At 70.1% G+C, this 25,928-nt stretch carries 22 protein-coding genes and 6 pseudogenes; 13 read left to right on the top strand and 15 right to left on the bottom strand.

Features of this window, described 5'->3' with window-relative positions; all coding sequences use genetic code 11:
* Positions 1 to 36 precede the first annotated feature (36 nt).
* Positions 37 to 324: a hypothetical protein gene (locus tag ACFYNL_RS36525; protein ID WP_388811614.1), complete on the bottom strand. Its 288-nt coding sequence runs from the start codon at positions 322 to 324 to the stop codon at positions 37 to 39.
* 126 nt (positions 325 to 450) lie between these two features.
* Positions 451 to 1,020: a GNAT family N-acetyltransferase gene (locus tag ACFYNL_RS36530; protein WP_388811617.1), complete on the bottom strand. Its 570-nt coding sequence runs from the start codon at positions 1,018 to 1,020 to the stop codon at positions 451 to 453.
* 273 nt (positions 1,021 to 1,293) lie between these two features.
* Here ACFYNL_RS36530 and ACFYNL_RS36535 point away from each other — a divergent pair, with 273 nt between their 5' ends.
* Positions 1,294 to 1,575, top strand: a complete 282-nt coding sequence (locus ACFYNL_RS36535; RefSeq protein WP_388811618.1) for a hypothetical protein — start codon at positions 1,294 to 1,296, stop codon at positions 1,573 to 1,575.
* A 320-nt stretch (positions 1,576 to 1,895) separates the two neighbouring features.
* On the opposite strand, the gene ACFYNL_RS36540 is transcribed toward ACFYNL_RS36535, so the two are convergent.
* Both ACFYNL_RS36540 and ACFYNL_RS36545 read right to left on the bottom strand, forming a co-directional pair.
* On the bottom strand, positions 1,896 to 2,153 hold the full coding sequence (locus ACFYNL_RS36540; RefSeq protein WP_388811621.1) for an ATP-binding cassette domain-containing protein: 258 nt from the start codon (positions 2,151 to 2,153) through the stop codon (positions 1,896 to 1,898).
* Positions 2,154 to 2,254: 101 nt separating this feature from the next.
* Entirely contained in the window at positions 2,255 to 2,452 is a 198-nt protein-coding gene (locus tag ACFYNL_RS36545; RefSeq protein WP_388811624.1) for a hypothetical protein, read from the bottom strand.
* 118 nt (positions 2,453 to 2,570) lie between these two features.
* Here ACFYNL_RS36545 and ACFYNL_RS36550 point away from each other — a divergent pair.
* A pseudogene (locus tag ACFYNL_RS36550) lies at positions 2,571 to 2,771 on the top strand (iron chelate uptake ABC transporter family permease subunit); the annotation flags it as partial.
* A 168-nt stretch (positions 2,772 to 2,939) separates the two neighbouring features.
* On the opposite strand, the gene ACFYNL_RS36555 reads toward ACFYNL_RS36550, so the two are convergent.
* Together ACFYNL_RS36555 and ACFYNL_RS36560 are read right to left on the bottom strand one after the other, a co-directional pair.
* Positions 2,940 to 4,106 (bottom strand): alkaline phosphatase PhoX, encoded by a 1,167-nt coding sequence (locus tag ACFYNL_RS36555; protein ID WP_388811626.1) that lies wholly within the window; start codon positions 4,104 to 4,106, stop codon positions 2,940 to 2,942.
* A 415-nt stretch (positions 4,107 to 4,521) separates the two neighbouring features.
* Positions 4,522 to 5,713, bottom strand: a pseudogene (locus tag ACFYNL_RS36560) (IS110 family transposase).
* Between the two features lie 344 nt (positions 5,714 to 6,057).
* Between ACFYNL_RS36560 and ACFYNL_RS36565 the strand changes: the two are divergent.
* A pseudogene (locus tag ACFYNL_RS36565) lies at positions 6,058 to 6,788 on the top strand (transposase family protein).
* A gap of 50 nt (positions 6,789 to 6,838) precedes the next feature.
* Here ACFYNL_RS36565 and ACFYNL_RS36570 read toward each other — a convergent pair.
* Positions 6,839 to 8,233 (bottom strand): hypothetical protein, encoded by a 1,395-nt coding sequence (locus tag ACFYNL_RS36570; RefSeq protein WP_388811629.1) that lies wholly within the window; start codon positions 8,231 to 8,233, stop codon positions 6,839 to 6,841.
* Between the two features lie 10 nt (positions 8,234 to 8,243).
* Between ACFYNL_RS36570 and ACFYNL_RS36575 the strand changes: the two genes are divergently transcribed.
* Positions 8,244 to 8,528, top strand: a complete 285-nt coding sequence (locus tag ACFYNL_RS36575; protein ID WP_388811631.1) for a hypothetical protein — start codon at positions 8,244 to 8,246, stop codon at positions 8,526 to 8,528.
* On the opposite strand, the gene ACFYNL_RS36580 is transcribed toward ACFYNL_RS36575, so the two are convergent.
* Complete coding sequence (locus ACFYNL_RS36580; protein WP_388811632.1) at positions 8,472 to 9,107, bottom strand: TetR/AcrR family transcriptional regulator; 636 nt, start codon at positions 9,105 to 9,107, stop codon at positions 8,472 to 8,474. The two genes, ACFYNL_RS36575 and ACFYNL_RS36580, sit on opposite strands and share 57 nt — an antisense overlap.
* Positions 9,108 to 9,242: 135 nt before the next feature.
* Between ACFYNL_RS36580 and ACFYNL_RS36585 the strand changes: the two genes are divergently transcribed.
* From ACFYNL_RS36585 to ACFYNL_RS36605, 5 genes are read left to right on the top strand one after another with little or no spacing between them, the layout of a single operon-like run.
* The gene (locus ACFYNL_RS36585; protein WP_388811634.1) at positions 9,243 to 10,388 is read left to right on the top strand and encodes a VOC family protein; all 1,146 of its coding nucleotides are present in this window, start codon (positions 9,243 to 9,245) and stop codon (positions 10,386 to 10,388) included.
* A gap of 23 nt (positions 10,389 to 10,411) precedes the next feature.
* Positions 10,412 to 11,386: a fumarylacetoacetate hydrolase family protein gene (locus ACFYNL_RS36590; RefSeq protein WP_388811636.1), complete on the top strand. Its 975-nt coding sequence runs from the start codon at positions 10,412 to 10,414 to the stop codon at positions 11,384 to 11,386.
* A 19-nt stretch (positions 11,387 to 11,405) separates the two neighbouring features.
* A complete protein-coding gene (locus ACFYNL_RS36595; RefSeq protein WP_388811639.1) occupies positions 11,406 to 12,983 on the top strand; it encodes a bifunctional 3-(3-hydroxy-phenyl)propionate/3-hydroxycinnamic acid hydroxylase in 1,578 nt (525 codons plus the stop codon).
* Positions 12,980 to 14,947, top strand: a complete 1,968-nt coding sequence (locus tag ACFYNL_RS36600) for an acetoacetate--CoA ligase (protein ID WP_388811640.1) — start codon at positions 12,980 to 12,982, stop codon at positions 14,945 to 14,947. The genes ACFYNL_RS36595 and ACFYNL_RS36600 overlap by 4 nt, the downstream gene beginning before the upstream one ends.
* Entirely contained in the window at positions 14,944 to 15,288 is a 345-nt protein-coding gene (locus ACFYNL_RS36605; protein ID WP_388811642.1) for a DoxX family protein, read from the top strand. Before ACFYNL_RS36600 ends, ACFYNL_RS36605 begins: the two co-directional genes overlap by 4 nt.
* A 464-nt stretch (positions 15,289 to 15,752) precedes the next feature.
* On the opposite strand, the gene ACFYNL_RS36610 is transcribed toward ACFYNL_RS36605, so the two are convergent.
* From ACFYNL_RS36610 to ACFYNL_RS36620, 3 genes are read right to left on the bottom strand one after another with little or no spacing between them, the layout of a single operon-like run.
* On the bottom strand, positions 15,753 to 16,625 hold the full coding sequence (locus tag ACFYNL_RS36610; RefSeq protein WP_388811645.1) for a haloalkane dehalogenase: 873 nt from the start codon (positions 16,623 to 16,625) through the stop codon (positions 15,753 to 15,755).
* Between the two features lie 32 nt (positions 16,626 to 16,657).
* Complete coding sequence (locus ACFYNL_RS36615) at positions 16,658 to 17,062, bottom strand: pyridoxamine 5'-phosphate oxidase family protein (protein ID WP_388811648.1); 405 nt, start codon at positions 17,060 to 17,062, stop codon at positions 16,658 to 16,660.
* Positions 17,059 to 17,751: an NAD(P)-dependent oxidoreductase gene (locus ACFYNL_RS36620; RefSeq protein ID WP_388811651.1), complete on the bottom strand. Its 693-nt coding sequence runs from the start codon at positions 17,749 to 17,751 to the stop codon at positions 17,059 to 17,061. Before ACFYNL_RS36620 ends, ACFYNL_RS36615 begins: the two co-directional genes overlap by 4 nt.
* A gap of 76 nt (positions 17,752 to 17,827) precedes the next feature.
* On the opposite strand from ACFYNL_RS36620, the gene ACFYNL_RS36625 reads away from it, so the two are divergent.
* On the top strand, positions 17,828 to 18,484 hold the full coding sequence (locus tag ACFYNL_RS36625; RefSeq protein WP_388811654.1) for a TetR/AcrR family transcriptional regulator: 657 nt from the start codon (positions 17,828 to 17,830) through the stop codon (positions 18,482 to 18,484).
* Between the two features lie 23 nt (positions 18,485 to 18,507).
* Here the strand turns inward: ACFYNL_RS36625 and ACFYNL_RS36630 are convergent.
* The 3 genes and pseudogenes from ACFYNL_RS36630 to ACFYNL_RS36640 form a co-directional block, all read right to left on the bottom strand.
* Positions 18,508 to 18,579, bottom strand: a pseudogene (locus ACFYNL_RS36630) (helix-turn-helix domain-containing protein); the annotation flags it as partial.
* Between the two features lie 80 nt (positions 18,580 to 18,659).
* Positions 18,660 to 19,094: pseudogene (locus tag ACFYNL_RS36635) on the bottom strand (recombinase family protein); the annotation flags it as partial.
* Complete coding sequence (locus tag ACFYNL_RS36640; RefSeq protein WP_388811657.1) at positions 19,064 to 19,234, bottom strand: transposase; 171 nt, start codon at positions 19,232 to 19,234, stop codon at positions 19,064 to 19,066. The pseudogene ACFYNL_RS36635 and the gene ACFYNL_RS36640, both read right to left, overlap by 31 nt.
* A 370-nt stretch (positions 19,235 to 19,604) precedes the next feature.
* On the opposite strand from ACFYNL_RS36640, the gene ACFYNL_RS36645 reads away from it, so the two are divergent.
* Positions 19,605 to 21,320, top strand: a complete 1,716-nt coding sequence (locus ACFYNL_RS36645) for an RICIN domain-containing protein (protein ID WP_388811659.1) — start codon at positions 19,605 to 19,607, stop codon at positions 21,318 to 21,320.
* 834 nt (positions 21,321 to 22,154) lie between these two features.
* Here ACFYNL_RS36645 and ACFYNL_RS36650 read toward each other — a convergent pair.
* Positions 22,155 to 23,108 (bottom strand): annotated as a pseudogene (locus tag ACFYNL_RS36650) (hypothetical protein); the annotation flags it as partial.
* 361 nt (positions 23,109 to 23,469) lie between these two features.
* Between ACFYNL_RS36650 and ACFYNL_RS36655 the strand changes: the two are divergent.
* Both ACFYNL_RS36655 and ACFYNL_RS36660 read left to right on the top strand, forming a co-directional pair.
* Entirely contained in the window at positions 23,470 to 23,808 is a 339-nt protein-coding gene (locus tag ACFYNL_RS36655; RefSeq protein ID WP_388811662.1) for a hypothetical protein, read from the top strand.
* A 77-nt stretch (positions 23,809 to 23,885) separates the two neighbouring features.
* Complete coding sequence (locus tag ACFYNL_RS36660; protein ID WP_388811665.1) at positions 23,886 to 25,796, top strand: hypothetical protein; 1,911 nt, start codon at positions 23,886 to 23,888, stop codon at positions 25,794 to 25,796.
* Positions 25,797 to 25,928 lie beyond the last annotated feature (132 nt).

Genomic DNA, 25,928 nt, shown 5'->3' on the forward strand with positions numbered 1-25,928 from the left:
GGAACTGCCACCGTCTGCCCTCGAGCCGAACCAGGCTCAGCCGAGACCGCGATGGGCGGCCCACAACGTCCCGGCGCGGCTGGCCGCGTCGACAACCAGAGCCGCCAGTTCTGGTTCGTCGGGGACCGGAAACGAGACATATGCGCCCCGACCACCGCCGACTGGTCGACCATAAGCTTTCGCGGCGAGGTGACCGTCCGGGAGGAGTCGGACGTTGAGTGTGGTCAGTTGGAACTCTTCACCACGTCGAGTGTCCGTCCAGCGGAGCGCCTGCGGGATCGTGACGTTGATTGCCAGAGCACTCACTTCCAGGTCGTTGCTCATGGACGGATGCTCTCACGCGAGTCGCACAGGCGGCGGGCGAAGTGGACAGTTTGATCACGACTCGATACGCGCCCTGGCAGCGTCGGGGGACGTACCGGCATCCGCTGCCAGGCGCTGTCTGGCTGCTCAGGGGCAAGGCATGCTCATGTAGAGGGCGTGTTCGTCCGATGAGGGCGTGCCGTAGTAGAGCGTCGTGTCCAGTCCGCAGAAGGTGAATCCCATCCGTTTGTACGCATGGATCGCCGGGGCGTTGATGTTGGTGACTTCCAGCCAGATGTGCCCCGCACCGGATTCACGGGCGAACTTGCCGGCGTGGCCGATCAGAGCGCGGCCGACGCCCTGTCCTCGATGTTCCGGAGCGACTTCGATGTCCTCGATGACCAGCCGCCGGTTCCACGAAGCGTAGGAGACAGTGGCGAAGCCTGCCAGACTACCGTCGATGCCGACAGCGACGAAGGTGCGGCGGTTCGGGTCTCCCTCGATCATGGGGGCATCGGCGTCGTCGGTGTTCTCGGCTGGGAAGACCTTGTGGAGGGGCGGGTCCACTGGGATCTCCTGGAGAGCGAACCCATTCTCGGTGATGGCCACGTGGAAGATGGTGTGGGTGGTGAAGGACCCGTCGAGTGCCTCGATGGCCTCGGTGTCCTCAGGCCGGGCAGTGCGAAACTTGTAGTCCATGTCGTCAACGGTTGTCATGGCATGAACCTATGACTGGTCTGCCCGGCATGGAGCGGGTTCTGGACGGCCTAATCCCGGGCTGCCGGGCAGGCCGCGGCGACCAGGCCACCTGAGAGCGATAAGAGAGGGCGTTGGCCGCGTCGCTGGGCGTGGACCGCAAGACGGTCGGAAGTACCTGGCCCGGCGGAGGCATCCGGGACACCCCGGGCGGGCCGCCGATGAGCGAGGCCGACTGGTTCGAAACTGATCAAGGAGTGTTTCCCGGGGCTGCCCGACAGACGGCTGCGGCAAGTGACCTGGCCGCAGATCGACCAGCACCGCGAGTACATCAAGAGCTTGCTGGGGACGATGACCGTTTCAGCCATCCATCAGCAGCTGCGGAACGAGCGCAAGCTCCAGGAGTCGATCTCTTCCTTCCGCCGCTGGGTGCACGCCACGCCGCCGGAGGGGGCGGCAAGGCCACAGGTCACGGCGCTGCGGGACGAGTTCGAGTCCGGGTCCGAGGCCCAGATCGACTGGGGCTTCCTGGGGCAGTGGATCACCCCGCGCACGGGCCGACGGCACCGGGTCTAGGCGTTCGTCATGGTGCTGCCCAGCTCACGGCGCATGTTCGTGCGCCCAGCGCTGCATTTGGATCAGCTTGCATGGACGGAAGCACACGTCGCGGCCTTCCGCCACCAGTCGGCGGTGTCCCTCGCCGACTGGTGACGGACAACCTGAAGACTGGGTCGACCAGCCCGACATCTACGACCCGAAAATCTACAAGGCCCATGCCGAACCCGCCTACCAATAGCGGGTGTTGGCGGATTCCGCTTGAGCCGCGAAGCCGAAGGACAAGCCGCGGGTGGAGCGGCCCTTTTGCCGCCGTCCGGTCGAGATCTCCTCGGCCCAGGTCATTGCCCTGCGGCCTTGGACGTGACGGCTTTGCGCAAGGCTCTGGCGGTGTCGGGGATTGGGTGCCCGGGCCGGGTGTGCTCGGCGGCGGCAATCAGTGCGGCTGCGGCGCGTCGCCTGCGGTCGACGGTGTCGGCCAGCACCGGCAGGACTGGAAGCCGTTTGCGGGTGTGCTGATCCTCCCCGGCGTCCAGCGCTTCGAATCCGGCGAGGCAGCGCAGCAGTGTCGTCTTGCCGCTGCCGGAGGGGCCGAGCACAGCCATCAGTGTTCGTGAGCGGACCGTGAGGTCCACCGCGCGCGCAGGGCGTGCAGGGAGCCGAAGGACTTGTGCACGCTGGTGATGAGCGGCTCCGCCATTCAGCCGCCTCTCACCGGCACGAGAAAGCCGGTGCGGGCCGTCAGCCACCAGCTCGGTACCGCCGCCAGGAGCACCAGCAAGGCGGCGTGGGGTGACGCGGCGTTGCACGCGGAGACCGATCTCTGAGTCCACAGCGCGGTGGCGCGCATGTCCACGCCGGTCGCGCGCAGCAGGAGCGTGGCGGGCAGCTCCGTCATGCAGGTCGGGGAAGACCAAGACCGGCGGGGCCTGAACCGCGGCGGCGCCGATCGCCGTGACCGCCAGCGGCAAAGACAGCGCCCTTCAGGCCGGCGCGAACGCCGTCCTCCTCAGCCCACCGCCGTGGCCGCCGCCGGCACGATCGGCTTCGGGGGCCTTGTGGCACTCCATGCGGCCCGAGCCCCTCGAGGGCCGACAGCATGCTCGGGTCCCGCCGATCGCGGTCCTCCACGACGCCGCCCTCGTTTGCACCGCCGACCTCGTGGGCCGCACCGTCATCGTATTGGCCGGCTCGGCGCGGGCCTCATGACGCCGTAAGTCGGCACCCCGTACTTCCTCTGTCTGCTTGTACGCAGCCGCCGGTAGGGGAAGTACGGGACTTGCCGCATCGGGCTTCGTATACCGCGGGCGGATGTCGCCGGTGACGGGTCGTTCGACGGTTGGGGCGGTGCTTTGGGTGCCGCCCCAACCGTCACCTGTGTGCGATCAGGTGGTGGTGCGGAACGGTCCGGTGACCTCGTAGGTGATGCCGCCGGAGGAGCTGCCGGTCGTGCCGCGCTGGCTGGAGAAGTACAGCCGTCGGCCGTCGGGGGAGAAGGCCGGGCCGCAGATCTCCGAGCTGGACTGGCCGGTGATGCGCAGGAAGGGGGCGACGATGTCGTCGGGGGTGATGATGCAGATCTCCATGTTGCCGCCGTCCTCGGCGACGAACAGGTCGCCGGAGGAGGATCCGGTGACGTTGTCGACGCCGGTCAGCGGAGCGGTGCCGTTGGTGACGAGGTTGTCGTCGTAGGCCAGTTCGTAGGTGCTGTTGAGCAGGTTGAGCTGCCAGAGGCGGTTGTCGCCCTTGGTGGTGAACCAGACGGTGTCGCCGGCGTAGTGGCAGCCTTCGCCGCCGTTGAAGATCTTGGCACCGGAGACCTGGTCGCGGGTGTAGGTGGGGGAGCCGTCGGGGTCGGGCACGTTCGCCCAGGTGAAGGAGCCGGAGGTGGCGGTGCCCGCCTTCAGCACCTGGAGGGTGCCGGAGGACAGGTCGCCCCAGGTGGTGGGGATGAACCGGTAGAAGCAGCCGTCCGACTCGTCCTCGGTCAGGTAGATGACCTTGCGTACCGGGTCGGCGGCGGCCGCCTCATGCTTGAACTGGCCCATCGCGCTGCGTCGGACGGCGGCCTTCACGCCCCACGGGTCGGTCTCGTAGACGTAGCCACGGCTGACTTCCTCGCAGGACAGCCAGGTGTTCCACGGGGTGGCACCGCCCGCGCAGTTGTTGCGGGTGTTGGACAGGATGCGGTAGGCGCCGGTGATGGAGCCGGAGGAGTTGAACTTGACGGCGCTCGCCCCTCCTCCCGTGGAGATCTCCGAGTTGGAGACGTAGATCCAGCCAGTGCCGTCCGCGAAGCAGGCGCCGCCGTCGGGGGCGTTGTGCCAGGTGTAGGAGGTGCCGGACACGGTCTGGCTGGAGCGCGCGATGACCCTGCTGGTGAAGCCGGACGGTAGCTGGATGCCGTTGGCGTCGGCGGCCAGCAGACCGCCGTACGGGCTGGTGCCGTTCTGGGCCGGGGCCGCGTAGGCGGCGCCGTGCATGAGGGTGCCACCGAAGACCGCGGCCGAGGTGCCGAACACGGCACCGCGCAGGAAGTTGCGACGTTCCACAGGTACTCCTTCAACAAGGGAGGGCTGACGATGACTTGTTGAGCGCCGCCGACTGGTCACAGGGACCGTAGGGCTCCTGGCAGCGGACGGTCAGGGGTCCTTGAGCCAACTCCTTCCGTCCAACTGGTGAGTAGTAATGTCGCAGAAACGATCACTCCGCCACTAAATGAACGAGCGACGAATCTTCGTCGACGAAGTGATGGAGGTCGTTTGCTGCCGCTGGTGAGCCTGAGGGTGGATGCTCTGCTGCAGACCTCGCCCGTACGGACGGCACCTCTCGCCCAAAATCCACGGTGACCTTCGACTGGAGGCGGCCCGGCGAGCCGCTGCCGTGTGTCGCACGACAGCGAACGGCCGGACGGTGGTGGTGTTCGGCGCGCCGCCCCGCTGGACCACTGATTCCTAATGAGGTCTGTCAAGCCGCGAAGAGGCTGGGCGGGGTGAGTTCGTAGCATCGCCCGTCGCGGAGGAGTGCCCAGAGGACTTTGACGCGGCGGCGAGCAAGGGCGAGGACTGCCTGGGTGTGGCGCTTGCCCTCGGCGCGTTTGCGGTCGTAGAACCGGCGCGATTCCTCGCAGTGGCGGATGCTGAACAACGCCGAGATGTAGAACACGCGTTGGAGGCGGCGGTTGTATCGCTGCGGGCGCCGCAGGTTGCCGCTGATCTTCCCGGAATCGCGGTGTACCGGGGCGACGCCGCCGAAGCCAGCGAGGCGGTCGGCGGTGCCGAAGGTCGTCATGTCGCCGCCGGTGGCGGCGAGGAACTCGGCGCCGAGGATGATGCCCAGGCCGGGCATGCTGGTGATCACGTCGAAGGCGCGGTGGTCGCGAAACCGGGCCTCGATGTTCTTGTCGAGTTCGGCCACTTGTTGGTTGAGGCTCATCACCTCCTTGGCCAGCGTGTGCACCAGCTGGGCGGCCAGCTTCTCGCCGGTCAGGCTGGTGTGCTGCCGTTCAACGGCCTCGATGGCGATCACTGCGAGCCGGTCGGGGCGCACAACATGGCGGCTGTGCAGCCAGGTCTTCAGCCGTTTGGCGCCGATGCGGCGGATGGCCGCTGGGGTCTGGTAGCTCGGTCAGCAAGGTGAGTGGGCCGGTGTTGGTCAGATCCAGGGCCCGTTCCAGGCCAGGGAAGATGCCGGTGAGCTGGGCGCGCAGGCGGTTGACGGTGCGGGTGCGGTCGGCGACCAGGTCCGTGCGCCGGCCTTTGAGGATCTTGAGGTCGGTGACGGTGTCGTCGGTAGCACGTAAGGGTTGCAGATCCCGGCGGACGCGGACCTGGTCAGCGATGACGGCGGCGTCCTTGGCGTCGGTTTTGCCCTCGCCGCGGTAGCTCTCGGAGGCGCGGTGGATGGCCCGGCCGGAGATGTAATGCATCGGCTGGTCATGGTTGAAGAGGATCGTGATGGCCAGGGCGGCTCCGCGGTCAGCCAGGTCGATGCCCCAGGTCACCGGGTCGCCCAGAGCCATGACATCGGCGAGGAGTTGGAGGAGTTCGGGTTCGTCGTTGGCGACGCGTCGAGACAGCAGCTGGCGGCCGCTCTCGTCGATGGCGACGCAGTGGTGGTGGGTCTTGCCTGCGTCGATGCCGGCCCAGATCGCGGCCATGTGGTGCCTCCGTGCGGTGTGCTGCTGGTACCTCCCGACGGACGACCTCGCTGTCGATTCCCTACGGAGCGATCATTCGCAATTCCTAATTGGCAGCCGAGTCGTCGTGGGGCACCGGGCGGCCAATCAGTGATAGCCACAAGCGGCAGAGCTTTTTCAACCACACCCGGCGCCCCTGGGTGGGTGAACCATACGAAGGGCTCACCGCCTCCCGCAGAACAATGTAGGGAGCTCTTTCAGAGTGGCCACTGAGCGGGTGACCGGCCGGTGTCCCGCAACGCACGAGGCTCCTGTGCCGTTGAGAGAGGTGTTCGACGTCTCAACTCAACAGCGTGGGAGCCTCGTTGGTTTCCTATCTTGCCTCACTCGACCTGCCTCACGCCCTGGTCGAGTGGGTAACCATGCTCATCGTCACCCGGGAGGGCGACCGCCGCTGCGAGCTCCCGCCGCACCAGCGTGCCCTGGTCGGCCTGGTGTACCTGCACCGGCACGACACCCTCAGCCAACTCGCGGCCGGCTTCGGCATCTCCGTGGGAACCGCCCACGCCTACACGGCAGCCGTCATCGCCCTGCTCTCCGACCGTGCGCCCGGACTGTTGCGCGCCTTGCGTGAAGCCGACCCTGACTACGTCCTGTTGGACGGCACGCTTGCGGAGTGCGACCGGGTCGGCGACAGCCGGGCCGACTTCACCCACAAGCACCGCCGACACGGAGTGAACGTGCAGGTGGTGACCGACCCGCCGGGCCGCTGCTATGGATCTCGCCCGTTCTGCCCGGTCGTGCCCACGACCTGACCGCGGCCCGCACGCACCGAATCATCCGCTTCTGCGAACGCCAGGGCGTCCCGATCCTCGCCGACCGCGCATACATGGGAGCCGGCCCCTGGGTGACGACACCCCTCAGACGCCCACCCGGCCGCGACCTCACATCAACCCAGCAAACCGTCAACCGCGCCGCCGGTCGAGCGCGGCCTCGCACGACTGAAGTCCTGGCGAATCTTCCGCAAGGCCCGGTGCAGCCCAAACGAATGTCGTCAATCACTGCGGCCGTCCTCACCCTGGAGCGGCACCGCTGAAAGAGCTCACTGGGTGCGCCGAACTCCGCGGGTCAGGTCGTGCGGTTCCGTCATCGGCGTCTGTTCCCCTTCGGTCGTCGCTGTGCAGAGCTACGGACGGACGGGCTCAGTCGCCGACGTGGATGCCGGCGGCGGTCGGGGTCGGGTTCGTTGCTGCGGATGATCTCCCGGGTGACGGGGGCGGTGTCGCCGCGGCCGAGGAGGAAGTAGCGGATCATGTGCACCAGGGGGCTGCCTTCGGCCCAGGCGAAGTAGCAGTGTGGCCGCACCCCGGTGCCGTCCCGCAGGGCTAGCAGGATTGCGGCTATGGCGTTGGGCGCGGCCGGGGCCTGGGCGCGCAGGATGCGGTGGCCGTCGACTTCGATGCCGTGCACGGTGAGGGTGTCGCTGAAGTCGGACGGGTCGACGACGTCGATCTCCAGGAACAGCACGTCGGCTGGGCCCGGAACGGGGTTGGTGCCGCGCTGTTCGCGTTCCTTGGCGCTGTACTCGGCGGCGTCGCCGGCCTCGCGGCGGTTGGCGATGATGTTGATGGACTGGTCGTGGGCGAGGGTGTCGGTGATGAACCGGCGGGCGGTCTCGTCGAAGACGAGGCGGTCGGCACGCAGCTCGGTGGTGCGCGAGACGCGCGAGACCAGTGACACGGTGATGATGCCGAGGATGAAGAAGCCGGAGATGGCGATGCCGTCCGGCTTGTCGATGATGTTGGCGATCAGCGCGTAGAGCAGGACCGCGGTGAGCGCAGCGAATCCGGTGGTGGCTGCGCGCCGTCGGTGGCGGGCGACGAAGACGGTGACGGCGAAGGCGCCGGAGACCATCATCGCCAGGATGCCGGTGGCGTAGGCGCCGGCCTGTTTGTCGACGTCGACGTCGGCGTCGAAAGTGATGGTGATGATGATGCACAGGGCGGTGTAGACGAGGACGACCGGGCGCACTGCGCGTCCCCATTCGGGGGCCATGCCGTAGTCGGGCAGGTAGCGGGGCACGATGTTGATCAGCCCCGCTATGGCGGAGGCGCCGGCGAACCACAGGATCAGGATGGTGCTGATGTCGTAGACGGTGCCGAACGCCTCGCCGACGTGTTCGTGCGCGAGCCAGGCCAGGGCGCGGCCGTTGGCGGCGCCTCCGGGCTCGAACTCGTCCTCGGGGATGAGGACGGTGGTGACCAAGCTGGCGGCGAGCAGGTAGACGCTCATGATGAGCGCGGCGACGGTGAGCAGCTTGCGGGTATTGCGGACGCGGGCCTGAAGCCGCTGCTCGTCGTCGGCGCCGTCGGCGGCCACCAGCGGCATCATGCTCACCCCGGTTTCGAAGCCGGACAGGCCCAATACCAGCAGGGGGAAGGCCAACAGGGCAGGGCCGGCCAGATCACCGAAGCCGCCCAGGTCTGTGAGAGAGCCGGTCCACGCCGACCAGGCGTCGGGATCGGTGAGCACATGCGCCACGCCGACGCCGATGACGACGGCGCGACGCCCGCCGCCGCTACGCCGACGACGTCCTCTCCTTCAGCCCCTGGCACGCGAGTTGCTGCTCGACAAAGCCCTGGACGAGCCCATTCCGCCGCAGAACGTTCCCGAAGGGCTCCGCCTGCGGTCGGTCACCACCACGGAGGACGGGGTCGACGCCCGCTTCACCGGCCGCTCGGTCACCTTCCGCCCGGACTCGTCGTCCGCCCAGGTGCCGTCAGTCGAGGTCGGGGAGGGGGCGCCGGGCGACCTCGTGGGCGTCGTCCGCCGGTAGGCCCAGCATGCGCAGGACCATCTCGGCGAGGCTCACCGCTGCCTCGTCGCCGTCCACCTCGGGGCGGGCGAAACGCAGCTCCACCAGGGACAGCAGGGTTCCGCCCAGCGCGGACAGGGCGACCGTCGGGTCGAGGGTGGTGAAACGGCCGGAGGCCATGCCGACCTGGAGATCGCGCAGCGCCCGACGGGCCAGTCCGTTGTCCGAGTAGATGTGCCCGAGGCCGCGGCGGCGCAGGACCTGCATCAGCTCCGGGTGGGAGTCGGCCATCCGGGCGCTGAGTCGGAAGCCGGCCGCGAGAAGCTCCGCCGGGTCGTCGATTCCGGCCAAGCGCTCGTCGAAGTTCTGGCCGAACTCCTCCAGGGCGTCCACCACAGCCGCCTCGAACAGCTCTGTTTTGGACTCGAAGTGGTTGTAGAAGGAGCCGAAGCCGACGTCGGCGCGCTCGGCGATCGCCTGGATGCTGGCGCTCGTGTCCCCGGTCTCGGCGAGTATCTGCCGGGCCGCTCGCACGAGAGCCCTGCGGGTCTCCGCGCGACGCCGCTCGAACCGGTTGCTGGGCGGGGCTGACGTAGGCATGCGCAGAGTCTAACCGTCGGGGCGATGACGATCGCAGTCCTGATGGATTCATCATTTCCTGCCGCGAATACCTTGACGACGAAACTGTCAAAGTTGATGATCTCCTCAATACGGCAATGTTGCTCGGAGGGCACCATGTCTGAAACCCGCGCCGACGGGACCGACGTCCGTACGGCCCACCAGGACCTTCACAACGAGCAGGGCGCCCTGCGCGGCGAACACCCCGGCCGCTCCCGGAACCCGGTGATCAAGGTGGCCGACCTGGCCTGGCTGGAGTTCGAGAAGCCCGACCTGGACCGCGCCGAGGTCTTCGCCCGGGACTTCGGATTCGGCGTCGCCGCCCGCACCGAGCGGGAGCTGTGGCTGCGCGGCACCTTCGCCGGCTCACCCTGCATGGTGATCCGCAAGGGGCGCACCTCCCGCTTCATCGGCCCGGCGTTCCGGGCTGCAGAGCAAGCCGACCTGGACCGGCTGGCCCGTGCCACGGGGACGGCGGTACGGGAGAGCGACGTGCCCGGCGGTGGCAAGGTGGTGGACCTGCTCGACCCCTCGGGCTTCCCCGTGCGGGTAGTGCACTGCGGCGAACAACTTCCCGCGCTGCCGGAACAGAAGCCGCAGCTGCTGAACTTCGGCACGCATCACCGTCGTACGAACGCCACGCAGCGTCCGCCGCGGGAGCCGTCCCGTATCCAGCGGCTGGGCCATGTGGTGCTGGAGACCCGCGTGTTCGCCCGTGCCCTGGACTGGTACCTGGACACCCTCGGCATGATCGTGTCCGACTTCCTGTTCCTGGACGGGCAGCGCGACCGGGGCCCGACGATGGCGTTCATCCGCTGCGACCTGGGCAGCGTGCCGGCCGACCACCACACCCTGGCCATGCACCTGGGCCCGGGCACGGGCTACGTCCACTCCGCCTACCAGGTCACCGACCTCGACTCGATCGCCGCCGGCGGTGAGTACCTCAAGGAGCGCGGCTACAAGCGCAGTTGGGGCATCGGCCGGCACATCCAGGGCAGCCAGCTGTTCGACTACTGGCGCGACCCGGACCGCTTCATGCTGGAGCACTTCGCCGACGGCGACCTGTTCACCTGCGACGTCGAGCCCGGCTGGGCGCCCATGTCGACCAGCGGCCTCGCCCAGTGGGGCCCGCCCGCCACCCGCGACTTCCTCGGCGCGAGCCCCTCCCCGCAGCGGCTCCGCGATGTCGTCGAGGCCCTGCGCGGCGACAACGAGATGGACCCGGCACGACTGTTCGGCCTGCTCAAGGCCGCCAACTCCTGACCCCCTTCACAGAGAGCCACGTCATGAGCATCAATGTCCTGCGCACCGGTGGGGGCACCTCCCGCTCGAGCGAAGCCGAGAGTGGGGGAGGCTGGTGGGTCGTCCGAGGCGACCGGGCCGTCCCCGTCGAGACCAAGGCCGTCACCACCGCCGAACTCGTGGCCGACCGCGCCGCCGTGCGCGAGGCCGCCGCCTCCGGCGAGCCCGGCACGCCCGTGGCCGAGCTGGTCGCGCTCTCGCCGGTCACCACGCCCTGCCGGGTGGTCGCCCAGATGGTCAACTACCGCAGCCACGCCCGGGATTCCGGCTTCACGGGCGACATCCCGCCCGCCTTCTTCCGCAAGGCGTCCGGCTCGGTCAGCGGCCCCGGCGACGCCGTCGTCCGCCCCGCGCACGTGAAGTTCCTCGACTACGAAATCGAGTTGGGCCTCGTCATGGGCGCGTCCCTGCCCGTCGGCACGGTCGTCGAGGAGCGGGACCTGCCGTCGTACGTCGCCGGGCTCGTGATCACCAACGACGTCAGCGCCCGGGAGGTGCAGCTGACCAAGACGCAGTTCTACGAGAGCAAGTCGTACCCCACCTTCACCCCGACCGGGCCGTACCTGGCCCTGGTGGAGCCGGAGGACTTCGCCCATCTCCTCGACCTGCGGCTGAAGTTGAGCGTCAACGGCGAGCTGCGCCAGGACCGCACCCTCGCCGACATGATCGTCCGCCCGGCGCAGGCCCTGACCCTGCTGGCCCGCTTCCAGACCCTCGACCCCGGCGACCTGCTGCTGACCGGCACACCTGGCGGTACCGCCCTCAAGGCCCCGCCGAAGCCGGTCGAGAAGATCGGCGCGCTGCTGCCGCCCGCCGTGAAGTGGAAGGCGTTCTTCAAGAGCCAGGCGAAGAACCCGCACTACCTGCACGCGGGTGACGTGATCACGGCGACGATCGCGACCCCGGACGGCCGGATCGACCTCGGCGAGCAGCGCACGCCCGTCACGGACGCGAAGTAGGGCCCGAGGTGAGCCGCACATGACCATCGATGAAGCCGCACGTGTGCCCGTCGTGATCGTCGGTGCCGGACCGGTGGGCGTCACCGCCGCCCTCCTCCTGGCCCGGCGCGGAATTCGCAGTGTTGTCCTCGAACGCCACCGGGACGTCTACCCTCTTCCGCGCGCCGTCGCCACTGACGACGAGGTGTGCAGGATCCTGCAGGCCGCGGGCGTCGGCGAGGAGTTCGCCGCGATCGCCCGCCCGGCGAACGGGCTGCGGCTGCTGGACGCCCGGCACCGGGTGATGGCCGAGTTCCGCCGCACCGGGCACGGCCTGCACGGCTATCCGCAGACCAGCATGTTCGACCAACCCGAGCTGGAGCGCGTGCTGCGCGACGCCCTGGCCCGGCGCCCCGAGTGCGAGCTCCGGGGTGGCGTGGAGGTCACCGGCATCGGCCCCGACATCACCGGCCCCGTACGCGTCACCTACCGCGACGGCGACGGCGAGCACGAGGTGTGGGCCGACGCGGTGCTCGGCTGCGACGGCGCGGGCAGCCTCACCCGCGAAGCCATCGGAGCCGTATGGGAAGACCTGCGCTTCGAGGAGCACTGGACCGTCATCGACGTCCGCACGACGGCCGATGTCCGTTGCTGGGAGGGCGTCGACCAGGTCTGCGACCCGGACCGGCCGGCCACCTTCATGCGGGTGGGCGAGGACCGCTACCGCTGGGAGTTCCGGCTGCGCGAGGGGGCGGAGCAGCCAGTCCGCGAGCTGGTCGCCCCGTGGCTGCCACCCTCGTACGACGGGGACTTCGAGGTCGTCCGCGAGGCGCAGTACACCTTCCGGGCACGCGTCGCCGACCGGTGGCGCCGCGGACGGGTCTTCCTGCTCGGAGACGCCGCCCACCTCACCCCGCCGTTCATCGGGCAGGGCCTGTGCTCGGGCCTGCGCGACGCCTACAACCTCACCTGGAAGCTCGCCCGCGTCCTCCAACAAGGCGCTCCGGCAGGGATGTTGGACACCTACGAGAGCGAACGCAAGCCGCACGCCCGCCATGTCATCCGGCTTGCGGTCGCCATGGGCTGGGCCATGACCGGCGGCCAGGACGGCGCCGCCGCCCTCCGCCGCAGGGTGCTGGCCGCGGCCTGCCGTATACCCGGCCTGACCGAGCTGGCCGGCCGCGACCTCAGCCCGCCTCTGACCGCCGGACCGCTCGTGCGGCGCGGGGTCCGCCGAGGAGTGGCGGGCACGCACTGTCCGCAACCATGGGGGAACGTCGACGGACGGCGTAACCGTCTCGACGAGCTGCTCGGCGACTCCTTCACCGTCCTGACCGCCACCGAACCCGGCCCCTCACTGACCGCGCTCGCCCACAGCCTCGGCATACGCGCGCTCTGCGTGACCGACCTCGGCGACGACGGCACCCTCGCCGCCTGGCTGCGCGCCGGACGCGCGGACGCCGTACTGCTGCGCCCCGACCGTGTCGTCATGGACGTCGTCCCGGCGGGGGGACGCGACTTCAGGTCGAAGGCCGACTGGGCGGCCCTGCTGCACACGACACGAAGCCCTGTTCCTGCCGAACGGACGGCAAGCCTGTTGAGGAGTACGACGCTATGAGCACGCCCTTCTTCACACCCGATCCGGAGACGGCGGCGGCCAGTCGCATCGCGGAGTTCGCCCGGCGCCAGGGCATCGTCCCGGACGACTACGCCGCCCTGCACCAGTGGTCGGTCACCGACCTGGAGGGCTTCTGGGGCGCGGTGTGGGAGTACTTCGACATCGACGCCGACACCCCCTACGAGCAGGTGCTGGCCGAGGAGAGGATGCCGGACGCCCGCTGGTTTCCCGGCGCCACCCTCAATTACGCCCACCACGCCCTGCGCAACCTGGCCGACGAGGACGTGGCGATCATCGCCCTCGACGAGACCGGCACCGGGTACGAGGTGACGGGGGAGCGGCTGAGCGCGCTGGTCGCCTCCGTCGCCGCCACCCTGCGCGAGCTGGGCGTCGGCAAGGGCGACCGGGTCGTGGGCTATCTGCCCAACACCCCCCACGCGATCGTCGCGTTCCTGGCCGCAGCGAGCCTGGGCGCCGTGTGGTCGGTGTGCGGCCAGGACTACGCCCCCAAGGCCGCCGCCGACCGGTTCGCCCAGCTCGAACCCACCGTGCTGATCGCCGCCGACGGCTACCTCTTCAACGGCACCACCCACGACCGCCGCGACGCCACCCTCGAACTCGCCCGCTCCCTGCCGACGCTGAAGGCCACCCTGCTGGTGGACCACGTGGGCCTGCCCTGGCCGTCGCAGGCGTACCCGTCGCTGGTCATCCCATGGGAGGACGCCGCCACCCGCACCGAGGAACTCACCTGCACGCCCGTGCCGTTCGACCACCCGCTGTGGGTGGTGTTCTCCTCCGGCACCACCGGCCTGCCCAAGGGCATCGTCCACGGCCATGGCGGCGTCCTGCTGGAGCACCTGAAGACCCTCGGCCTGCACTCCGACCTCGGCCCCGGCGACCGCCTCCTGTGGTACACGACCACGCACTGGATGATGTGGAACCTGGTCGCCTCGACCCTGCTGACCGGCGCGACGACGTGCACGTACGACGGCAGCCCGGCGCCCTTCGCCAAGCTCGACGTCCTGTGGGAACTGGCCGCCCGCCACCGGATCACCGTCTTCGGTACCAGCCCCCAATACCTGCTGGGCATGGCCAAGTTCGGCATCGACCCGTCCGGCCATGACCTGTCGTCGGTCCGCGTGGTCGGCTGCACGGGGTCCGCCCTGCCGGCGTCCGCCTACCCGTGGGTCCGCGACCATGTGGGGGAGCGGGTGCTGCTGGCTTCCATCAGCGGCGGCACGGACGTGGTGTCGGGCTTCGCGGGCAGTGCGCCCAACACCCCGGTCTGGGCCGGGGAGTTGTCGGCACCGCACCTGGGGGTGGCGCTGGCCGCCTACGACGCCGAGGGCCTGCCGGTGGTGGACCGGGTCGGCGAGCTGGTCGTCACCCGACCCATGCCGTCGATGCCGCTGTCCTTCTGGAACGACCCCGACGGCAGCCGCTACCGCGACGCCTACTTCTCCTACTGTCCCGGCGTCTGGCGGCACGGCGACTGGATCACCCTCACGGGCCACGGCTCGGTGATCGTCCACGGCCGCTCCGACAGCACGCTCAACCGTAACGGCGTCCGGCTCGGCAGCGCCGACATCCACGACGTCGTCGAACGCCTCCCCGAGATCACCGAGGCCCTGGTCATCGGCGCGGAGGAACCCGACGGCGGCTACTGGATGCCGCTGTTCGTGGTCCCCGCGGCAGGGGTGACGCTGGACGACGCCCTGCGCGAGAGCATCAAGGAGGCCATCCGCACCGGCGCCTCGCCCCGCCACGTCCCCGACGAGATCCTCGAAGTCCCCGGTATCCCGCACACCCGCACCGGCAAGAAACTGGAGGTCCCGGTCAAGCGCCTGCTCCAGGGCGCCCCGGTCGAGCAGGTCGTGAATCCGGCCGCCGTGGACGCCCCCGAACTCATCGCCTACTACGCCGACTTGGGCGAAGAGCGCCGCAAGGACAGGACCACCGCATGAGAACAGTGCTCGCCGTCGCCCTGTCCTTCGTCTTCCTTCCCCTGGGCCTGGCGAAGATCGCCGCGGTGCCGTTGATGCGCCAGGCGGCGGCCCACCTCGGCATGTCACCGGGCCTCTACCGCGTCGTCGGCGCACTGGAGGTGGCCGGGGCCGCCGGTCTGCTGCTGGGACTGGTGTCGCTCCCGCTCGGCGTGGCCGCCGCGACGGGACTGGCGTTGCTGATGGCCGCGGCGGCGGTGGTCCACCTGCGCCATGGCGACCCGCCGCTCCGGGCGCTCCCGGCGGCCGTACTGGCCCTGATCGCCGTGACGTACGCGGCAACGGCGGTGGCCGCCGGCTGACGTACGTCCTGTACGGGCCGGGCAGGGCAGCCCCTTGTGAGGGTGGCGGCTGCCCTTCCCCGGCTCCCCGCGGGCCGCCATCGCAGACCGGCCTCCCCCTCCCCCCGGGGCCGGGGTGGCCCGCGTCGACGTCCGGGGCCTGCGAGACGACCGGCTCGACAGGCCCCGGACGAGCAACCCCGTCTCCCTCACCGACCGACCCCGGCGACCACCGCCGTCATGGTGCCGACATACTGACCAAGGCGATGGAATCGGGCACGGCGCGACTCTCGGCTCGCCCGGGGGACACCTGTGCTCATGGCCGCGGCAGCGGTGGTTCACCGGCGCCACGGCGACCCGTCGGCGCGGGCGCTGCCCGCCGCCGTTCTGACCCTGGCGGCAGGTGACGCCGATCGCGGCGTGTACATCCGTCTGCGGCAGCACAGCTTGCCCTGGGACGATCGGCACGTCGTGGTAGAGGACACCTATGGGCGCGCCAGGCCATGGCGGTCGGCCCAGGCGTTGATCGCCGCGGCCAGTTCCTCGGGACGGTCCTCCGGGGAGTGGTGACCGGCGAGGCCGTGACGGGAGACCTCCAGGCCTGCGATGTTTGCCTCGCACCAGGCCACGGCCCTTGGGTCGGTCATCGCACCGGGTCCCGGCTCGAACGCGGCGAGCAGCTTGGGGACTTCGGGGCTTTCGGCCAGCCAGGCGTCGTAGTGCTCGACGCGGGCCACGACGTCGGCGGGCTCGCTGTCCAGCGGCATCATGCGCGTCCACGCCAACACCGGGCGGCGGCTCCGCGGGGTGGGAAAGGGGCGGCGGTAGACCGCCAGGTCGGCAGGGGCGAGCGGGGTGGCGACCGTGTCCGGGAGCCCTTCGATGAACAGCGACTTCTCCAGGACCATCGCCTCGCCCACCCCGGGGGTACGCAGGAGGGTGAACAACTCCCGCCCCGCACCCGGGAACTCGTCGCCGACCAGCGGCTTGATGATTGTCTCGGTGAAGGCAAGACCGCGGACCCGGCCCGGGAGACGGGCGGCCCGGTCGAAGGCGAGCGCGCCGCCCCAGTCGTGGCCGACGAGGACGGCCTCGGTAAGGCCGAGGGCGTCGAACCAGGCGTCGAGGTAGCGGGCGTGGTCGTCGAAGGAGTAGGCGAGGTCGGGCTTGCCGGAGTCGCCCATGCCGATGAGGTCCGGGGCCAGCAGGCGGCGGCCGGGCGCGGCCACACCCGGCAGGACGTTCCGCCACAGGTGGGAGGAGGTGGGGTTGCCGTGGAGGAAGACGAACGGCAGCCCGGCAGGGTCGCCGCACTCGCGGTAGTGGAGGGTGGAGTCGAGGACGGGAAGGGTGGGCATCGCGGGGTCACTTCGCTTTCCATACGGGGGATTCAGAGGTTGAGGCTCAGGACGTGGTCGACGGCGATCTCGACGACGACCAGGTCCGGCGGGGCGGGCGGGGCCGCGCCGTAGCGGACGGTGTAGCGGCGGACCGCCTCGGCCAGGCGCGCGGGGTCGTCGGTGACGGTGGCCCGGCCTTCGAGGGTGACCCAGCGAAAGCCGTCCGCCTGGCAGAGCGCGACGCGTACCGTCGGGCCGCCCGCCGCCACGTTCCGGGCCTTCCGGGCCTTGGCCCGGGTGGTCACGCGGGCCAGGCCGGTGGACGCGTCGAAGGTGAAGCGGACGGGGGTGACGTGCGGGGTGCCGTCGCGGCGGAGGGTGGTGAAGGTGGCCGGGTAGGGGCGAGTGAGGAACTCCCGCAGGCCGGCCGGCAGTTCGGCGGTCGCCCGGCTCACTTCTTCTTCACGCCCTCATCCCAGATCAGCTTGGCGATATTCGGCTTCACGGCCGTGGTGATGACGCCCATGGCTGTCCGGACGTACCGCCGTTCCTCCAGCTCGCGCAGCATGCTCGCGGCGAGGTCGGCGCGGGCGGTGAAGACGCCGTCGGCGCTGGTCTCGGCGGTGTGGTACTCCGTGACGACGGGGTACTCGAACAGGCCCGAGGGTCGCACGAAGGTCCAGTCGAGGCTCGTTCGACGGATCACGTCCTCCATGCGGCGCATGTCCTCGTGAAGAGTGCGGCCCAGGCGCCGGTTCACCAGCGGGTCGAGCACAAGGTTGAAGAAGTGCGCGCCGGTGGGACGCCAGTTCGGGTCGGCGATGCTGGAGCTGACGGCGAGAAGTCGCTTGATGCCGTGGCGGGCCATGGCCCCGGTGATGGCCGTGGCGCTCGCCGAGTACGTGGTGATGGTCTCCTTGCTGAAGCGTGCGCCCAGCGCGGAGAGAACGGCGTCCGTCCCGCCGAGCGCGGCATCGACGGCCACCGGGTCGGTGGCGTCGGCGACGGCCACGTTGAGGCCGGGCCGCGCACGCAGGGAGCCGGGGCGGCGGGTCACGGCGACGACCTGGTGGCCGGCGGCGAGGGCCTGCTCGGTGAGGTGGCGGCCGGTCGGTCCATTGGCGCCGAAGACTGCGATACGCATGGTGTCGGGTCATCCCTTCGTGTGTTTCCCGGAACGCCCTTGACTGTGCTGATCACGAAGCACAGGCTCAACGTTGATGAATAACCCCGCCCTCGCACCCGCCCGCACCCGAGGCCGCCCGCGCGGCAACCCGCCGACCCGCCAGGTGATCGTCTCGGCGGCCCGCGGGTTGTTCCTGGAGCACGGGTATCGGCGCACCACCGTGCGTGCGGTGGCCGGGGCGGCCGGGGTCGATCCGGCGCTGATCGCCTACCACTTCGGCTCGAAGAAGGGCCTGTTCGCAGAGGTGATGCAGGTCCAGTGCGCCAACGCACTGGCGGTGGACGACGTCCTCGGCGGCGACCCGGCCACCCTCCCCGACCGCCTGATCGACGCGGTCACGGATCTGTGGGAGGACGCCGACTTCCAGCAGCTCACCACCCAGGGCGACGAGGCCGCCGAAGTCATCCGCGAATACCTGGAACACGAGCTGCTGACCCGGCTTGTTGAATTTCTCGGTGGCCGGGACGCGACCGCCCGCGCCACAGCCGTGGTGACGATCCTCGGCGGCCTCATCTACACCCGCTACCTCAACCCCTTGCCTACCCCCGCCGCTCTCACCCCGTCCGAGACCCGCCACATCCTTGCCCCGGCACTGCGCACAGCTCTGGCCCCGAGGCTGCGCACCGCGACAACCGCCAGAGCAGGCCGTCGAGGCTCACCGACTTCCGCTGGAGGCGCCGTCCGGCATTGACCACTTCGGCACCTGCGATGTGGCTACCCCTGGAGGTAGCGGTGCGCGGAGGTCTTCGAGATACCGGTCTTGCTGCTGATCTCCCCATTGCTGCTGTCTTGGTCCTTGAACGTGCCGCGTACTCAATCTTGTCGAAAGGAGTGGCTACGGGGCGGCCGATGCGGCGGCCCGCGGTTTCGGCGACGGCGCGGGCGTGGGTGGCGCGTTCGGCGGTGAAGGTGCGTTCCATCTTGGCGAACAGGGCCGGCAGAGGGAAGGCGATGCGGCCCATGCCCTCATCGGCGGTGGTGATCGGCAGCGGGTCGGCCGGCGAGCGTACGCCGATGTGCTTGTCGTTCAGGCCGTGCACCAGGTTGAGGACTTCGCGCGGGTTTCGGCCGAGCCGGTCGAGGGTGTGCACCACGATTGTGTCGCCGGGGTGGGTGTAGGCGACCACGGACAGGCCTCCGGAGGCACCACGCGCGCCGCCGGGCCGCCAGGCCAAGCCGCTCCGCGGTCGCCTGCGGCGAGCCTGGCCCCTCAGTACGTGGCGACGCCGCAGAATACGAAACGCATCCTGCGGCGCGTGATTCCACGTAACTATAGGAAGTCGGACGGCATCGCCCGCCATTTGGTGCCGTTGTCGACGAGGTAGCGCACCGCGTCGATCATCTGCCGGTGGCGGTAGCCCTCCGGACGCCCGCTGCGGCCCGCCAGCCGGCCCGGAACCGGCGGCAGATCCCGCACCAGGGCCCACTCGGCATCGCTCATGTCCGAGCCGTACCGGGGCCGACGATCCGGCCGGTCGACCGCGTTACCGAACCTGTGGGCGAGGCAGTCACACCCACGATTGGACGAGCTGGACCGGGCAACGACCACGCGACACTTCGACAACAGGGCCTCTTGCATCTCGCTGGACTCGACAACCGTGAGCTGCCAAGAGGCCCTTTTCTCATGCCCCCGCACCGGCTAACTCACCCGAATCAGGGCGTTGTTCGAACCGCGGACCACACGAGCGGATAGAGAACAGCCAGTCAACCGGCTCGCCCATGCCGCGAGGACAGGGACCGACAACGCCCAGACGTATCCCGACCCCAAGGCCGGGCATCCGAGCGCTGGTTGTAGTTATAGCCTGCACGCTGTGAAACAAGCGTTCGAGCGCGTACGGCGCCTTCTCCTTCCCGCGGTCGGGGCGACCCTGACCGCGACCCTGTTGCTGCCTGTGCAGTCCGCTCAAGCGGCCCCCGCCCTGGACTCCTTCTCCGCCAATTTCACGCTGACCCGCGTGGACGGAGACAAATCCGGCCTCATCTCCTCCGCCGAATCGGCCGGCGTCGCCAGGGCATCCGTCACCGACGTACTGGGCTCCCGCACCGGCCGCCCGTCCCTGTGCCACGGCACCGGACTGAACGGCACCCTGAAGTACGACGGCTTTTGCTGGGACGACGCCGACGACCGGACCGGCTACACGGACACGGACAGCACCGGCACGAAGATCGGCGGCTGGATGCCGCAAGGCTTCTCCGGTTCGCACGACGCGACCGCTGACGGCCTGTACGCCGGTCGGCACCTGTACGCCGCGTCCTGGTACTACGGGACGTACGTCAAGGACGATCCCAAGAGCCCCTATGAGGAGTACACCCGCATCTCCATCGCTCAGTCGACCGGCGATCAGGTGTCGTACGGCCATGTGGCGCTCGTGGAGCCCGTCAACGGCAACTTCAAGAAACTGGCCCACCGCTCGCACGCGGACGGCGTCGCCTGGTACGGCAACCGGCTGTTCGTGGCCAACGGCGTCGAACTTCAGGTCTACGACCTCACGCACCTGTGGAGAATGAACGACACCAACAGCGCCGCCACCGGCCTGAGCGGCGGTCAGACCTCGGCGCGCTATCACCGCTGGGCCCTGCCGCTGCTGGCGCGCTACACCACCAAGCCGGACGTCAACCCCGATGAGACCAACGGCCACCCGTTTCCCAACGACAACCCTCGCAGCTGCGGCCCCACCAACGGAGTTCTGTGCCTGAGCAGCCTGAGCATCGACCGGTCGACGTCCACGCCGTCCCTGGTCTCGGTGGAGAACCGGTCGGGGGCCGGGGCCCGGATCGTCCGCTGGCCGCTGTCCCAGCTCGGTTCGAGCCTGCCGACCCGCGTGACGTCGTACACCACGGGCTACACCACACCCGTGTACAACGTGCAGGGCACGGCCACCGATGGGGAGAACTTCTACATGAGCGGTGACTGCCCCGGCTCATGGCCGTCAGGCTTCTCCTGCGTCCATGTGGCCAGTCCGGGCAACGGCCCCCATGTCCTCACCCAGGCGCCGTATCTGACGCAAGGCCTGTCCTGGGACCGGAACGCCCGGCGACTGTGGGGGCTGAACGAGGCACTGGAGGACTCCGCAGGTCCGCACCGCGTGGTGTTCTCCATCGTCCCCGACGCCGGTAAGGCGGTCGACGGCTGGGGGTGGATGTCCAACTTCAACAAACCGGGCTTCGTTTGCGCCACACCCCAGGGCGACGGCACCGCCAACGGCACCGTCGTCACGGTGTGGCACTGTACCGGGGCCGAGAGCCAGCGTTGGGCATACGTCAACGGCCGCCTGGTCAACAAGGCGAGCGGAAAGTGCCTGACTCCGCAGGGCGACGCCGAGGGCACCGACGGAGCCGTGCTGACCCTGTGGACCTGCAACAGCTCGGCGAGCTCCCAGCTGTTCGGGCCGGACGGCGCCACGATAACCAACCGGCTCGGCAAGGCCGTCACGCCCAGAGGTAATTCGCTGGCCGACGGCACCTGGCTGACCCTGTGGACGAACAACCGTGCGGGCGTCCAGGAGTGGAGCGTCAAGGGCTTCTAAAGCGGGTCGTACAAGGCCGCCTTGATCAGGCAGCTGTGCTGGCTGCTGGTGTGTGTGGTCATGCGGCCAGGGCAAGGTTGTGCGTGCGGGCGGCGCCAGGCGTCCGGGTTGGGAGGCGGAGAGGGGCACATGCCGCACTCCAGAGGCGAGAGGTTCTGCCTGATCAGTACAGCACCGGCCCGACTCGGCGCCTCCCGGTGTGTGGGGGCGGCGGCCGAAGCGCCTGGAGACGCCCTGATGCATCAGCTGCTGGCTGGTCCGCAAGGAGCGGCCGAGCGAACGACCTGGGCAACCTCGCCGCCTGCACTGCTGACGCCCTGACCGACCTCACCCGTCTGAGGCCGATGCGTTACCGGCCCGACCGCATGGGCGACCAGCCCGCCAGCAGGTACCCGACCGGCACGGGAACGAGCTGCCCGAACGTCGACTACGAAGGGTCCCGGCTCAAGCGGTCCGCGGGGATGCGCTCCTGCATCGGACCGGCCCACACGGTCACGCTGATCGCCAGCCATCCCGGCCGTCGCCGTTGCGGCGACCAGCACCAGCAGCGGGACACTCGCGGCCATCGCCCCCCGGAGGCAAGGCCAGGGAGCCGGTACCCGCGCACACCACCTGACCTGGTAAGCCGCGTGCCTCGCTGGTCCCAATCAGCCTGCTTTGACCAATCCCACTCACTACGTCATCCAGCTGATCCGGTGCCAACCATCGGCGGCTTCGTTGTCCCGAAGATCGATGAGGTACTGCCGAGCCCGTGTCACTGAGCGCCTTGGGGTGGCTGGTGAGCGCCCGAGTTGGCGGGTGGAGCAGTGCCGGGGGTCTTGGCCTGAGCGTTTTCTACGGCATCAGCTTCGCCATCATGGCGGGCGGCAGTGACGGGTTGGCGGCCGCCGCTTCCACCACCTGCCAGTGGTTGTCGGTGAGCAGTTCGGTGATGACCGGCGGCGGCAGAGCCGGGTGACCAGCGGCTATTGGCCTGGCCTGCCTGTCCGCCAGGCAGGCCAGCAATGCCGGGGCTGTCGCGTTGCGGTGCCGGGCGACCTCGCGAAGAGCCTTCTGCACCGGCGGCGCGTGCCGGGTCAGTTCCTCCAACAGGGTGGGGGAGGCGTCCGGGTTGGTCGCCACCTTGGCCACAACCCGGGCTCCGTGCCGGGCGACCATGGCACGCAGCCGGGTTTCGGAAAGGCCCGGGTGCGGTGCGACGGACTTGACCACCTTGGCGTCGGGGTCGGCGGCCAGCGCGTCGCGGATCCCGGCCGGCAGATCGCGTCGTGCGGCCAGGAGCATCCGCACGCCCGGATTCGGCGACTCGGCCAGCTCCGCGACCTCCGCCGGAGAGGCGGCGGCGATGCGCGGCAGCAGGGTCGGGCCGATCCTTGTGACGCCCGCCAGGTGGGTGAGCACGTCGAGCGGCACATTCGGGTTGTGCGCGAGCCTGCGCTGCACGTCGTGGCCCCGGTCGGTGGCAAGCGCACGGATCAGGGCGGCGTCGAGTGCAGGATTGCCGGCGAGGTCGGCCCGGACTCCCGGGAGGGGATCGGCGGCGAGCCGTTCGCAGACCGGCGGCGGCAGGTCGGGGCGGGCTGCGAGTGCGGTGCGCAGCAGCATCGAGGAGTGGTCGGCGAGGCGGATGGCGGCGTCGATCGGCGTGGCGGGGTTCAGCAGCGCCATGTGCTGCGTCTCGTGGACGGTGGACTGGTGGGAGCCGTCGCAGGCGGCGTCCGCGGGCAGATCGCAGTCGGGCCGGGGGCAGTGCGGATGGTGCACGAACGGCGTCTGTTCGCGGTCGCTCCTTCTGGCACAGCGGGCCATGATCCGGTCCCGGATGCCCGTCAGTTGCCGCCACGCACACAAAGGTTGCCGCGATCGAGGGCAAGCAACCGGATACGGCTTCGCGACCACCGGATGCTCGCCGACGCGGCCCGCACCTGGCTGGAGCACGACCGCGACCCCGGCGCCCTGTACCCGGGCACCCGGCTGACCCGGGCCGAGGAACTGTTCCCGGACCCTGCGGCCGACCTCGCGCTGACGGAGTCGGAGCGGGACTTCCTCACCACCGCGCTCGACGCCCGGGAGGCGGAGCGCAGAGCCGCGGCTCAGTATCAGCCGCAGACACCGGATCCTGACCGTCTCGCTGTCCGCGGTCCTGGCGGTGGCGCTGCTGACGGGCCTCGCCGTCTGGGACGCCTACCACGACAACGAGCGCCGGCGCACCCAGGAAGCGGCCCGACGGGTCGCCGACGAGGCAGACGCCCTGCGCACCACCGACCCGCGCGCGGCGCTGTTGCTGGGTGCGGCTGCCTGGCGTGTCGCCGAGCTGCCCGAGACCCGCCGCGCCCCGCTCGGTTCCCTCGCCCAGCAGGAGACGGACTCCTTCACCGGCCCTGTGCCCGGCGATCCGGTCTCTGCCGGGGCCAGCAAAAGGCCTCTGCTGCACCAGTGGGGCCAACTCGATCCGCCCGGGCGGGGCGAACGGCATCGCAGCCAATGACGTGTACGCCGGTTAGGGACGGTCGCGCCTGGGCTGAGGGACTTGTCCCACCATGAGTCGGCGGGGATCATGACCGCGTGCACCACCGAGAGGAACTCCACGAACTGCTCCCATGCGCCGGACTCACGGTTGTCGAGGACGTGCGCCCGGGCATTCTGTTCCCGCCGGAGGCCGGCTGGCGCATCGCCCGGGGGATCGCAGCGCCGGACGGCACCGTCCGGGAAGCGCTCGACGCCGAGTGGTGGCGCCGCCTTGCAGGTGCCGACGGCGAGTTCCTGGTGGCCGTCCTCGGACATCGGATCGGCGGGAACGACGCCTGGTGGACCCGGGTCCGCTACGCCGGCGGCGGTGTGCCGGGGCTGACAGGCGACCCGGGGTTCGTGGCGCTCTCCCTCGACGGGCAGGTGCTGCTGGCTGAGGTGCCCGGCGCGGACAGGCCTCGGGTGACGGCCCTCGACCGATTGTCGGAGCGGCTGGAGGAGGCCGCCACGGCTGCCGGGCGCGAGACGGACGTCGAGCGCGCCGAGGTGTGGTCGGCGGTGCCCGGCCAGCCAGCATGGCCTTTGCACTGGGCGGAGGGGATCGGGTCCAATCCGGCCGCGCCGGACGAGTTGCTGGTCCGGCTGCTGGATGTGGAGGTGGGCTTCCTGCACGGCTGCGACCGGCCCGCCGTTCTCGACGCCGCCGTGGCGCATCCCGATCCGCGGGTGCGCTCGAGGCCCGCGGACACCTTTCGGCCCAAGCTCACGTCAGATCAGTGGGTACGCCTGGTCCGCGCCGAACCGTCGCCGAGCCGGCGAGTGCTCTGGGCCGAGCATGCCTGCGCCTGGGGCGTCGAACTCCCCGGGGACCTGTACGACGACCTCCTCGCCGGCCCGTCCCGTGCTCGGGCCGCCGAACTCCCGGGGCTCCCCGCACACCACCTCCCCAGCCTCGCGGCCGACGCCGATCCCCGGGTGCGGGCGACTGTCTGCGCCCGGTGGGAAGACCTCGCCGCGCCGCTGCGGGCGCGCCTGCTGGCTGACACCGACGACACGGTGCGTACGGCGGCGCTGCTCGCCCACCACACCGGTATCCCCATGCCTCGCGAGGTCTTTGCCGCGCTGCCCGCGCCCCGGCGCGCGCTCGAACAGTGCCGTCTCGCGCCCGAGCTGGAGGCGGATCTGGTCCGGGACGGGGACGCGGAGGTACGCCGAGCACTGGCCGCCAACCCGGCGCTCAGTGCCCACAGCGTCGCCGTCCTGGCGGAGGATCCATACGACGACATCCGCTCGGTGGTGGCACTGCGGCCCGACCTCAACGAGGAGCAACGTGCCGCGGTGCGCTACGACTTCGACCCGACGTCGATGTCGCGCACTCTGCCCTGGGTCGAGGGCCTGCACGGTGACGCCGACGCGATGCGCCGCCTCGCCGTATCGTCCCATCCGCTCATCCGCCGAAGCGTGGCCCGTGCCCGGCATCTTCCATCGGACGTCGTGGAGCGTCTGGCCCGGGATGAGGACCGGACAGTCCGCCTGTTTCTCGCCGAATCGTGCGATGACGCGCCGGCCGAGATGCTGCTGGAGGTCTGGCGCTGGTGGGACGGCAGCTTCACTCACCCCGACCGCCCCCGCAGCCACCCCAACTTCCCCCGTACCGGGCTGCTGCGCTTTGCCGACGACCCCGATGGGCGGATGCGCCGCCTAGCCCTGGACGATCCGGAGTCCACGCCTGCCGACGTCGCACGCCTCGCCCGCGACCCAGAAGCCGAGGTGCGCCGCCGCGCGGCCGAGGACACCCGGCTGTCACCGGCCGACGCGGTGCGACTCCTGAACGACCCAGCGGCCCACGTCCGCGGGACCGCGATGCGCAATCCGCGGCTGCCAGCCCGCGTCCTTGCCGGACTGCTGCACGACCGCTACACGGCATGCGAGGCGGTCACCAACCCTGCGATCCCGGTCCCCGTCCTGCACCGCATCCTGGCCGCGGCCGCGGCAGCCCGGCGCTGAACACAGCCACCCTGCCGGGCGGCCGTGGCGGTCTGACTCTGAAACTCTGGCACGCCCCCGCCCAGGCGGCTCGACCGGCCTGGCCCTTGAGGTGGTCGCCTGGCGGATTATGGGTGGCCCACTGCCAGACGT

The sequence above is a fragment of the Streptomyces sp. NPDC007808 genome, assembly GCF_042868655.1.
GTDB lineage: Bacteria > Actinomycetota > Actinomycetes > Streptomycetales > Streptomycetaceae > Streptomyces.

Excerpts from the sequence above, each read along its gene's own strand:
- ACFYNL_RS36525 (WP_388811614.1), bottom strand. The coding sequence starts at position 324 with ATGAGCAACGACCTGGAAGTGAGTGCTCTGGCAATCAACGTCACGATC.
- ACFYNL_RS36530 (WP_388811617.1), bottom strand. The coding sequence starts at position 1,020 with ATGACAACCGTTGACGACATGGACTACAAGTTTCGCACTGCCCGGCCT.
- ACFYNL_RS36545 (WP_388811624.1), bottom strand. The coding sequence starts at position 2,452 with ATGACGGAGCTGCCCGCCACGCTCCTGCTGCGCGCGACCGGCGTGGAC.
- ACFYNL_RS36575 (WP_388811631.1), top strand. The coding sequence starts at position 8,244 with ATGACGACGGCGCGACGCCCGCCGCCGCTACGCCGACGACGTCCTCTC.
- ACFYNL_RS36580 (WP_388811632.1), bottom strand. The coding sequence starts at position 9,107 with ATGCCTACGTCAGCCCCGCCCAGCAACCGGTTCGAGCGGCGTCGCGCG.
- ACFYNL_RS36585 (WP_388811634.1), top strand. The coding sequence starts at position 9,243 with ATGTCTGAAACCCGCGCCGACGGGACCGACGTCCGTACGGCCCACCAG.
- ACFYNL_RS36590 (WP_388811636.1), top strand. The coding sequence starts at position 10,412 with ATGAGCATCAATGTCCTGCGCACCGGTGGGGGCACCTCCCGCTCGAGC.
- ACFYNL_RS36595 (WP_388811639.1), top strand. The coding sequence starts at position 11,406 with ATGACCATCGATGAAGCCGCACGTGTGCCCGTCGTGATCGTCGGTGCC.
- ACFYNL_RS36600 (WP_388811640.1), top strand. The coding sequence starts at position 12,980 with ATGAGCACGCCCTTCTTCACACCCGATCCGGAGACGGCGGCGGCCAGT.
- ACFYNL_RS36605 (WP_388811642.1), top strand. The coding sequence starts at position 14,944 with ATGAGAACAGTGCTCGCCGTCGCCCTGTCCTTCGTCTTCCTTCCCCTG.
- ACFYNL_RS36610 (WP_388811645.1), bottom strand. The coding sequence starts at position 16,625 with ATGCCCACCCTTCCCGTCCTCGACTCCACCCTCCACTACCGCGAGTGC.
- ACFYNL_RS36620 (WP_388811651.1), bottom strand. The coding sequence starts at position 17,751 with ATGCGTATCGCAGTCTTCGGCGCCAATGGACCGACCGGCCGCCACCTC.
- ACFYNL_RS36625 (WP_388811654.1), top strand. The coding sequence starts at position 17,828 with ATGAATAACCCCGCCCTCGCACCCGCCCGCACCCGAGGCCGCCCGCGC.
- ACFYNL_RS36640 (WP_388811657.1), bottom strand. The coding sequence starts at position 19,234 with ATGAGCGATGCCGAGTGGGCCCTGGTGCGGGATCTGCCGCCGGTTCCG.